This is a genomic window from Kitasatospora sp. NPDC040550 (assembly GCF_055594965.1).
Genome location: NZ_JBVIWC010000024.1, coordinates 1 through 9,625, shown reverse-complemented (window position 1 = coordinate 9,625; position 9,625 = coordinate 1). Strand labels below are relative to the sequence as shown.

General features: G+C 71.8%; 4 protein-coding genes and 1 rRNA gene. 2 read left to right on the top strand and 3 right to left on the bottom strand.

Features of this window, described 5'->3' with window-relative positions:
• Positions 1-121 precede the first annotated feature (121 nt).
• Positions 122-4,642, bottom strand: a complete 4,521-nt coding sequence (locus tag ACZ58X_RS29860; protein WP_470336783.1) for a HAMP domain-containing protein — start codon at positions 4,640-4,642, stop codon at positions 122-124.
• 586 nt (positions 4,643-5,228) lie between these two features.
• Between ACZ58X_RS29860 and ACZ58X_RS29855 the strand changes: the two genes are divergently transcribed.
• Together ACZ58X_RS29855 and ACZ58X_RS29850 are read left to right on the top strand one after the other, a co-directional pair.
• Positions 5,229-7,790: a SpoIIE family protein phosphatase gene (locus ACZ58X_RS29855; RefSeq protein WP_470336696.1), complete on the top strand. Its 2,562-nt coding sequence runs from the start codon at positions 5,229-5,231 to the stop codon at positions 7,788-7,790.
• 267 nt (positions 7,791-8,057) lie between these two features.
• Positions 8,058-8,621 (top strand): GPR1/FUN34/YaaH family transporter, encoded by a 564-nt coding sequence (locus ACZ58X_RS29850; RefSeq protein WP_470336695.1) that lies wholly within the window; start codon positions 8,058-8,060, stop codon positions 8,619-8,621.
• A gap of 10 nt (positions 8,622-8,631) precedes the next feature.
• On the opposite strand, the gene ACZ58X_RS29845 is transcribed toward ACZ58X_RS29850, so the two are convergent.
• Both ACZ58X_RS29845 and rrf read right to left on the bottom strand, forming a co-directional pair.
• The gene (locus ACZ58X_RS29845) at positions 8,632-9,477 is read right to left on the bottom strand and encodes a phosphatase PAP2 family protein (protein ID WP_470336694.1); all 846 of its coding nucleotides are present in this window, start codon (positions 9,475-9,477) and stop codon (positions 8,632-8,634) included.
• Positions 9,478-9,538: 61 nt separating this feature from the next.
• A 5S ribosomal RNA gene (gene rrf / locus ACZ58X_RS29840) occupies positions 9,539-9,625 on the bottom strand; the annotation flags it as partial.

Here is a 9,625-nt window from a genome sequence, read left to right as displayed (position 1 = left end):
TCGTCGCCTCCAAAATCTTTTGGAACCCCTCTATTTCCCCTGCCCTCCCACCAACAAACCCTTCCCAAATGCAGACCAAAACCCCTGCCCCCCCCCCCCCCCCCCCCGCCAGGCGACGGACTCACGCGCGGTCGCCATTCAGCCACTCGGACATCACCGACAGCAGGTGGTCGGTCTCCACCGGCTTGGTGATGTGGTCGGTGGCACCCGCCTCCAGGGACTTCTCCCGGTCGCCCTTCATCGCCTTGGCGGTCAGCGCGATGATCGGCAGGCCGGCGAACTGGGGCATCCGGCGGATCGCCTCGGTGGTCGCGTAGCCGTCCATCTCCGGCATCATGATGTCCATCAGGACCAGCGCCACGTTCTCGTGCTGCTCCAGCATCTCGATGCCCTCGCGGCCGTTCTCCGCGTACAGGACGGTCAGCCCGTGCTGCTCCAGCACGCTGGTCAGGGCGAACACGTTGCGCACGTCGTCGTCCACGATCAGCACCTGCTGGCCGTCGAAGCGGGTGTCGCCGCGGGCCGACCGGGGCTGCTGCGCGGGCTCCACCGCCCGCGGCACCGCGGCGCTCTCCAGGGCGGCGCTGCGGCGGCGCTCCACCGCCCCGCGGCGGCGCTCCTCGGCCATCTCCCGGACCTCCTGGGCCCAGTGGTCGGCCGGGCTCTCACCGACCGGCACCGGCAGGCCGACCGGGGTCACCCCGACCGAGGCGCGCAGCGCGGGCGGGTTCACCGGCCCCGGGCGCTCCAGGAGCCGCTCGGCGGTGGCCTCCGGGGCGTCGGTGCGCAGCGGCAGGTAGAGCGTGAAGGTCGAGCCCTTGCCCAGCTCGCTCTCGGCGTGGATCTCCCCGCCGAGCAGCCGGGCGATCTCGCGGCTGATCGACAGCCCGAGGCCGGTGCCGCCGTACTTGCGGCTGGTGGTGCCGTCGGCCTGCTTGAACGCCTCGAAGATCTCCCGCAGCTTGTTGCCGGGGATGCCGATGCCGGTGTCGGAGACCGAGAAGGCGATCAGCTCCTCGTCCGGGCCCTGGATCGAGCCGAACTCCAGCAGCCGCTCGCGCACGTGCTGGGGGACGTCCCGGCCGGCCGCGCTGATCGAGAAGTCGACGCCGCCGGCGTCGGTGAACTTGACGGCGTTGGAGATCAGGTTGCGCAGTACCTGCTGGAGCCGCTGCTCGTCGGTGTGCAGGGTGACCGGCAGGGCGGGCGAGACCCGGACCGCGAAGTCCAGGTTCTTGTCCAGGGCGACCGGCTGGAAGGTGGCCTCGACGTAGTCGACCAGCTGGACCAGGGCGATCCGGGCCGGGCGGACGTCCATCTTGCCGGCCTCGACCTTGGACAGGTCGAGGATGTCGTTGATCAGCTGGAGCAGGTCGGAGCCGGCGCCGTGGATGGTGTCGGCGAACTCGACCTGCTTGGGCGAGAGGTTGCCCTCGTTGTTGTCGGAGAGCAGCTTGGCCAGGATCAGCAGCGAGTTGAGCGGGGTGCGCAGCTCGTGCGACATGTTGGCGAGGAACTCGCTCTTGTACCGGGAGGCCAGGGCGAGCTGCTCGGCGCGCTCCTCCAGGACCTGCCGTGCCTCCTCGATCTCGCTGTTCTTGATCTCGATGTCGCGGTTCTGCTGGGCGAGTTGCTCGGCCTTCTCCTGCAACTCCTCGTTGGTGCGCTCCAGTTCCTCCTGGCGCGCCTCCAACTCGGCCGATCGCATGGAGAGTTCGGCGGTGAGCCGCTGGGACTCCAGCAGCAGGCCCTCGGTCTTGGTGTTGACGCTGATGGTGTTGACGGTGACGCCGATCAGGTCGGCGATCTGGTTGAGGAAGTCCAGTGCGACGGTGGTGAAGGAGCTGAACGTGGCCAGCTCGATCACGCCCAGCAGCCTGCCCTCGAACTGCACCGGCAGCACCACGATGTGGGCCGGCGAGGCCTCGCCGAGGCCGGAGGCGATCTTGAGGTAGCCGGGCGGCGCCTCCTTGACGATGATCGCCCGCTTCTCCACCGCCGCCTGGCCGATCAGCGACTCGCCCGGCCGGAAGGTGGTCGGCATCGCCCGCCGCTGGTAGCCGTAGCTGCCGATCAGCCGCAGCACGGTGTCGTTCTCGTCGTCGTCCTCGGTGATCAGTTCGGCGGTCCGCCCGGCCGGCTGGGCCAGGAAGAAGGCGCCGTGCTGGGCGGAGACCACCGGGGTCAGCTCGGTCATGATCAGCGAGGCCACGGCCTCCAGGTCCCGGCGGCCCTGGAGCAGGCCGGAGATCCGGGCCAGGTTGGTCTTGAGCCAGTCCTGCTCCTGGTTGGTGCGAGTGGTCTCGCGCAGGTTGGCGATCATCTGGTTGATGTTGTCCTTGAGCTCGTCGAGCTCCCCGGCGGCGTCCACGTCGATCCGCAGGCTCAGGTCGCCCCTGGTCACCGCGGTGGCGACCTGGGCGATCGCGCGCACCTGCCGGGTCAGGTTGTTGGCCAGCTCGTTCACCGACTCGGTGAGGTCCTGCCAGGTGCCGTCCACCCCGGGCACCCGGGCCTGGCCGCCGAGCCGCCCGTCGGTGCCCACCTCGCGGGCGACCCGGGTGACCTCGTCGGCGAAGGCGGAGAGCTGGTCGACCATGGTGTTGATGTTGGTCTTGAGCTGGAGGATCTCGCCGCGCGCGTCCACGTCGATCTTCTGCGAGAGGTCGCCGCGGGCCACCGCGGTGATCACCAGCGCGATGTTGCGGACCTGGCCGGTGAGGTTGTTGGCCATCTGGTTGACGTTGTCGGTCAGGTCCTTCCAGATGCCGGCCACGCCCGGCACGCTCGCCTGACCGCCCAGGGTGCCGTCGGTGCCCACCTCGCGGGCCACCCGGGTCACCTCGACCGCGAACGCGGACAGCTGGTCGACCATGGTGTTCAGCGTCCCGGCGAGCGTCGCGATCTCGCCCTGGGCATCGATGGTGATCTTCTTGGAGAGGTCGCCGCGGGCCACCGCGGAGGCGACCTCGGCGATGTTGCGCACCTGTCCGGTCAGGTTCGACGCCATGAAGTTGACGTTGTCGGTCAGGTCCTTCCAGATGCCCGACACCCCGCGCACCCGCGCCTGGCCGCCCAGGATGCCCTCGGTGCCCACCTCGCGGGCCACCCGGGTCACCTCGTCGGCGAAGGCGGACAGCTGGTCGACCATGGTGTTGACGGTGGTCACCAGCTCCAGGATCTCGCCCCGGGCGTCGACGGTGATCTTCTTCGACACGTCGCCGCGGGCCACCGCCGTGGTCACCTCGGCGATGTTGCGGACCTGGCTGGTCAGGTTGTTGGCCATCAGGTTGACGCTGTTGGTCAGGTCCTTCCACGTCCCGGACACCCCGGGCACGCTGGCCTGACCGCCGAGGATGCCCTCGGTGCCGACGTCCCGGGCGACGCGTGTGACCTCGTCGGCGAAGGCCGAGAGCTGGTCGACCATGGTGTTGATGGTGTTCTTCAACTCCAGGATCTCGCCCCGGGCGTCCACCTGGATCTTCTGCGACAGGTCGCCCTTGGCGACCGCGGTCGTCACCTGGGCGATGTTGCGCACCTGATCGGTGAGGTTGTTCGCCATGAAGTTGACGTTGTCGGTCAGATCCCGCCACACCCCGGCCGCCCAGGGCACCTGGGCCTGCCCGCCCAGCCGCCCCTCGGTGCCCACCTGGCGGGCCACCCGGGTCACCTGTTCGGCGAAGCCGGAGAGCTGGTCCACCATCGTGTTGATGGTGTTCTTGAGCTCCAGCATCTCGCCGCGCGCGTCCACCTCGATCTTCTGCGAGAGGTCCCCGCGCGCCACCGCCGTGGTCACCTGGGCGATGTTGCGCACCTGGCCGGTCAGGTTGTCGGCCATGAAGTTCACCGAGTCGGTCAGCTCGCGCCAGACCCCGGCCACGCCCGGCACCTGCGCCTGACCGCCCAGCCGGCCCTCGGTGCCGACGTCCCGGGCCACCGTGGTCACCTGGGCGGCGAAGCCGTTCAGCTGGTCCACCATCGTGTTGACGGTGTTCTTCAACTCCAGCATCTCGCCGGCCACGTCGACGGTCACCTTGCGGGACAGGTCGCCCTTGGCCACCGCCGTGGTCACCTGGGCGATGTTGCGCACCTGCGCGGTCAGCCGCCCGGCCATGGTGTTGACCGAGTCCGCCAGGTCCTTCCAACTGCCCGACACGCTGCGGACCTTGGCCTGCCCGCCGAGCTTGCCCTCGGTGCCCACCTCGCGGGCCACCCGGGTCACCTCGTCGGTGAACTCGGAGAGCTGGTCCACCAGCCCGTTGACCGTCCGGCCGATCCTCAGGTACTCGCCGCGCAACGGGTGGCTCACCCCGTTGCTGTGCAGCGAGCGCAGCTCCATCTTCTGGTCCAGGTCGCCCTCGGCGATCGAGGTCAGCACCCGGCCCACCTCGGCCATCGGCCGGGCCAGGTCGTCGATCAGCGCATTGCAGTTGTCGACCGCCGCCATCCAGGCGCCCTCGCCCGCACCGGTCTCCAGCCGCTCGTTCAGCCGACCCTCACGGCCCACCGCCCGCCGCACCCGGGCCAGTTCACCGGTCAGGTGCTGGTTGCGCTCGGCGACCTCGTTGAACACCGCGGCGATCTCCGCCAACGGCCCGTCGCCCGGCACCGTCAGCCGGCGACGGAAGTTGCCGTCCCGCATCGCGGTCAGCGCGGCCAACAGCTTGCGCAGCTCGGCGGGCTCCGCGCCGCGGCTGTGGCCCGCTCGCCGGCCGGCCGCGATCCGCGGCGCGGTCCCGGACCGCCCGCCGCGCGGAGCCTGCGGCGTCGTACCGGTGGCGTCCTTGGTGGCGTCCTTGGTGGCCGAACTCAACGGGCCCCTCCCACATCGTGTGAACTGTCCGGTGACCGCCGCGCCGAAACGGCACGGACCCGGGCACCGACCCGGCTGGGCTGCGTACCGGCCGGCCCTCACGGCCCACCGGCATCCACATGACCGTACTGCTCCCACCGGCCGTCGCGGACCCCCCAGTCTGGCAGCACTGGCGCCGGGTATACGGCTGGTTGCACAGGGTTGTCCCCGCACCGTCCGAAACAGGTGGGCAGAATCACCCTCCGGTGCCTGTTTCGCCGCCCCGCCCCCACGGGGCACCAAGCGGAAAGTAGGGTGGAGCGCTGCACCGGGCCACGACCCGACCCGACGACGCCGCCCACCCGACGGCGCGCACGGGGAGGTCGGCACGAGCCCCGGACAGTCAGGGCCAGAGCAGCAGAGGAGAAGTGGCAACGTGGTCACCGCGCGCGCAGCCGCCACCTTCGACCCCGACGGCCGGTCCGCAGCCGCCGCCCGGGGCTTCGTCCGGGACGCGCTGCTCGGCTGGGGCCTGCCCGAGGTCGTCGACGACGCCGTCGTCCTGGTCAGCGAGCTGGTCACCAACGCCGTCGTGCACGCCGGCACCGCCGCCGAGGTCTGCTGCCTGCGCGAGGAGGAGAGCGTCCGGATCGAGGTCACCGACCACCACCCCGAGCGCGGCCTGCCCTCGCTCGGCGACGGCCCGGTGTCCGCCTCCGAGCGCTTCGCCGACCCCGACGGCGAGGGCGGCCGCGGCCTGCTGATGTGCTCCGCACTCGCCGAACGCTGGGGCGTCGAGTACGCGGCCGGCCAGAAGACCGTCTGGTTCCGGCTCGCCCTGCCCGCCCACGTGGCCGGCACCCGCTACGCCGTCCCCGCCACCCCCGGCAGCGACCTGCCCAGCAGCCCCGGACCGGTGCACGTCGCCGTCGTCCAGCTCGACGACGACGGCCGCGTCCTGGCCTGGAACCCGGACGCCGAATCCCTCTTCCGGTACCCCGCCGCCACCGTGCTGGGCCGCCCCTGGGCCGACCTCGCGGTCTGGCCGCAGTCCCCCGGCCGCGGCCTCGGCCTCACCGACACCCTCCGGCTGGCCCGGTGGGAGGGCGACTACGGCGTGCGCCGGGCCGACGGCGAGGAGGTCGAGGTCTACGGCGTCCAGGTGCGCGTGCGCGACACCGAGGGCGTCGCCTCCACCCTCTGCCTGCTCGTCCTCGAACCCGACCGCGCCGTCCTGCGCTCCCCCGCCCGCGCCCTGCCCGGCGAGCGCCCCGACCCGACCGGTCCCCGGCTCGACCTGCTGGCCGGGCCGGTCGCCACCGACGACCTCGAAACCCTCCTCCAGCGCACCGTCGAACGCGCCCGCGACCTGCTCGACGCGGACGCCGCCTACCTGCTGCTCACCACCGACGACGAGGCCGAGTTCGAGGTCCGCGCCGCCACCGGCCTGACCACCGGGCACCGCCGGCACACCCGCTTCCCGGTGGGCACCGGCAACCGCTACGACTCCGCCCGGCTGCCCACCGTCCACGAGGACCTCGCCGCCCGCCCCACCGGCCTGCCCCTGCTCACCGGCAGCGGCATGCGCTCCCTGGTCACCGTCCCGCTCAAGGTCGAGGGCCGCCTGATCGGCTCGCTCGGCATCGCCACCGCCGCCCCCGGCCGCTACGACAACGAGGACGCGCTGCGCCTCCAGTTCGCCGCCGACCGGGTCGCCCTGGCCGTCGAGAGCACCCGGCTGACCGAGCTCGAACGGCTGCGCCGGGGCTCGCTCTCCTTCCTCGTCGAAGCCTCCGACCTGCTGGCCGGCACCCTCGAACACGAGCAGACCCTGGCACTGATGGCCCAGATGGCCGTCCCCACCCTCGCCTCCTGGTGCGCCGTCTACACCAACGGCGACCACAGCTCCTCGGCCGGCCTCGCCTTCGTCCTGCACGAGGACGAGGACCGGATCGACCCGCTGCGCGACCTCCTCGACAAGACCCCCGCCCCCGAGGCCGGACCCACCCACGGCGTCCGCTTCTGGACCGCGCCCGCCGAGACCGCCGGGGCCCGCGGCCTCACCGACAGCCCCGAACTCGCCGGCCTGCTCGGCGAGACCGTCGTCCTGCCGCTGACCGCCCGCAACCGGGTGATCGGCCTGCTCGCCCTCGGCGTCCCGGCCGGCGTGCGGTTCCGGCAGGAGATCCTCGAACTCGCCGAGGACCTCTCCCGCCGGGCCGCCCTGGCCCTCGACAACTCCCGTCTCTACTCCGAGCGCACCGCGACCAGCCAGGCCCTCCAGCGCAGCCTGCTCCCGCCGGACCTGCCCGAGATCCCCGGCGTCGAAGTGGACGTCTACTACCAGGCCGCCGGCGAGGGCAACGAGGTCGGCGGCGACTTCTACGACCTGTTCACCATTCGCGAGGGCACCTACGGCTTCGCCATCGGCGACGTCTGCGGCACCGGCCCCGAGGCCGCCTCCGTCACCGGCCTGGCCCGGCACTCGCTGCGCCTGCTCGCCCGCGAGGGCCTGGACGCCCCGCAGGTACTGCGCCGGCTCAACGCGGCCATCCTGGACGAGGGCGCGCGCAGCCGCTTCCTCACCCTGCTCTACGGCGAGCTGACGCCTCGCCCGGACGGCAGCACCGAACTGTCCCTGGTCTGCGCCGGCCACCCGCTGCCGCTGCGGCTGCGCACCGACGGCCAGGTCGACCGGGCCGCCACCCCGCAGCCGCTGCTCGGCGTCATGGACGACCTCGAACTCACCGCCGAGCACCTGGTGCTGGCGCCCGGCGAGGTCCTGCTCTGCGTCACCGACGGCGTCACCGAACGCCGCGAGGGCCGGCGGATGCTCGGCGACGACGGCCTCGCCGAGGTGCTCACCGGCTGCACCGGGCTGACCGCCGGTGCCGTCGCCATGCGGGTGCAGCGCGCGGTCGAGCGCTTCGCCCCCGAGCCGCCGTCCGACGACATGGCGATCCTGACGCTCCGGGTTCCGACCCAGCGCCAGTCGTGAGCGTTCCACAGCTGACATCGTCACAAATTGTTATGTTCACAAGGGTACAAGCGAGCAGGGCCGGGTAAACCGATCTCGCCGGGGAATCCCCCGGCGGGGACGTGACCAGCGGCTCTCCGCAGGCCCGTCGCTTCTGACCTCACTTCTGACCGCAGCCCGCGCACGCTCACAGCCGTGCGCCCTCGGCGCGGTCGCGCGCATCCACTCATCGGAACGACACCAAGCGTCACTGCGCCCTGCGCGCGCCCAGAGTGAAAGGAGCCTCCGGTGAGCAACGACGCTACCGGGGCAACGAACGCCCGCTCCACCGGAGCCGACGCGGGTAACCTCGGCTACCTCGCCCTCGGCCTGACACTGCTCGCCTACGGTCTGCTCTCCACCGGGATCCTGCACGGCACCGGCGTCGGGGACGCGGCCCACCTCGCCCACCTGCTCGGCGGCGTCACCCTCTTCATCGCGGGCCTCTGGCAGCTCCGCGGCGGCGAGGGCTTCACCGGGACCGCCTTCACCAGCCTCGGCGCCTTCTGGGCGACCTGGTCGGTGGCCGGCGGCGCGAGCAAGAACGCCGCGGGCCTGTTCCTGCTGCTGTGGGCCCTGCTCGCCCTCAGCCTCACCGCCGCCGGCTGGGGCGCGGGCCTGTTCAGCCGCGCCGTCTACGGCCTGTTCACCGTCTCCCTCGTGCTCGACGCCATCGCCGTCCTCGGCGGCTACAGCGGCCTCGGCAAGGCCGCCGGCTGGGTCGCGGCCGTCTCCGGGCTCATCGCCTGGTACTGGGCCACCTCCCGGCTGAGCAACGGCTCCTGGGGGAAGGTCGCCCTGCCGGTCAAGTGACCGGCAGGACTCAACCGACCTGCTGGGGCCGCTCCTCGGCACCGGCCCGGGGCCGGGTCTCCGTCTCGACGGGGGTCCGGCCCCGTCGCCGTGCCGCCAGCGCCAGGACGGCGTAGGCGAACAGCAGGATGGCGACGGCGACGATGCCGTCCGCCCAGAAGTGGTTGGCCGTCACCACGACCACCGCGACCGTCAGCAGCGGGTGCAGCACCACCACCCAGCGGAACGGGCTCGGCGACACCCGCACCACCGCGACCGCCGCCAGCACGCACCAGGCGACGTGCACCGACGGCATCGCCGACAGCTGGTCCGCCACCACCACCCCGCCGACCGCGCCGCCGTACACCGACTGCCCGTACTCCGCGGCCACGTCCACGAAGCCGCTCTGCGGCAGCATCCGCGGCGGCGCCACCGGAACGAACTGCACCAGCAGACAGACCGCCGTGGTGATCACCACCGTGTTCCGCACCCACGCGTAGCGCTCCCGGTGCCGCAGGAAGACCCAGAGCAGCACGCCGAGCATGACGGCGAAGTGCATCACGGCGTAGTAGTAGTTCGCCAACCGCACCAGCACCGGGTACGGCGTGACCGCCGCCTGCCAGGAGGCCTCGTCCGGCAGGCCGACCGCCTGCTCGGTGCGGTGGATCCAGCCCGCCCGGTCCAACGCGTGATCGGCGCTCATCACCGACAGGTGCCCGACCAGCTGCCAGAGCGCGAACAGCGCCAGCAGCGTGCCGGCCTCCCGCAGCAAGGCCGACACCCCCGGTTTCCGGACCCTCGCAGCGGCGTACGCGCCTCCGTAGAGGACGACGGCGGCACCCCCGGCGGTCTGCCAGGTCAGGGTCAGGTTCTGCATTGGCAGAGGGTAACGCAAAAAGACCCCCTCCCGAATGGGAGGGGGTCTTTTTGGAATGATTGTTCGGCGGCGTCCTACTCTCCCACAGGGTCCCCCCTGCAGTACCATCGGCGCTGTGAGGCTTAGCTTCCGGGTTCGGAATGTAACC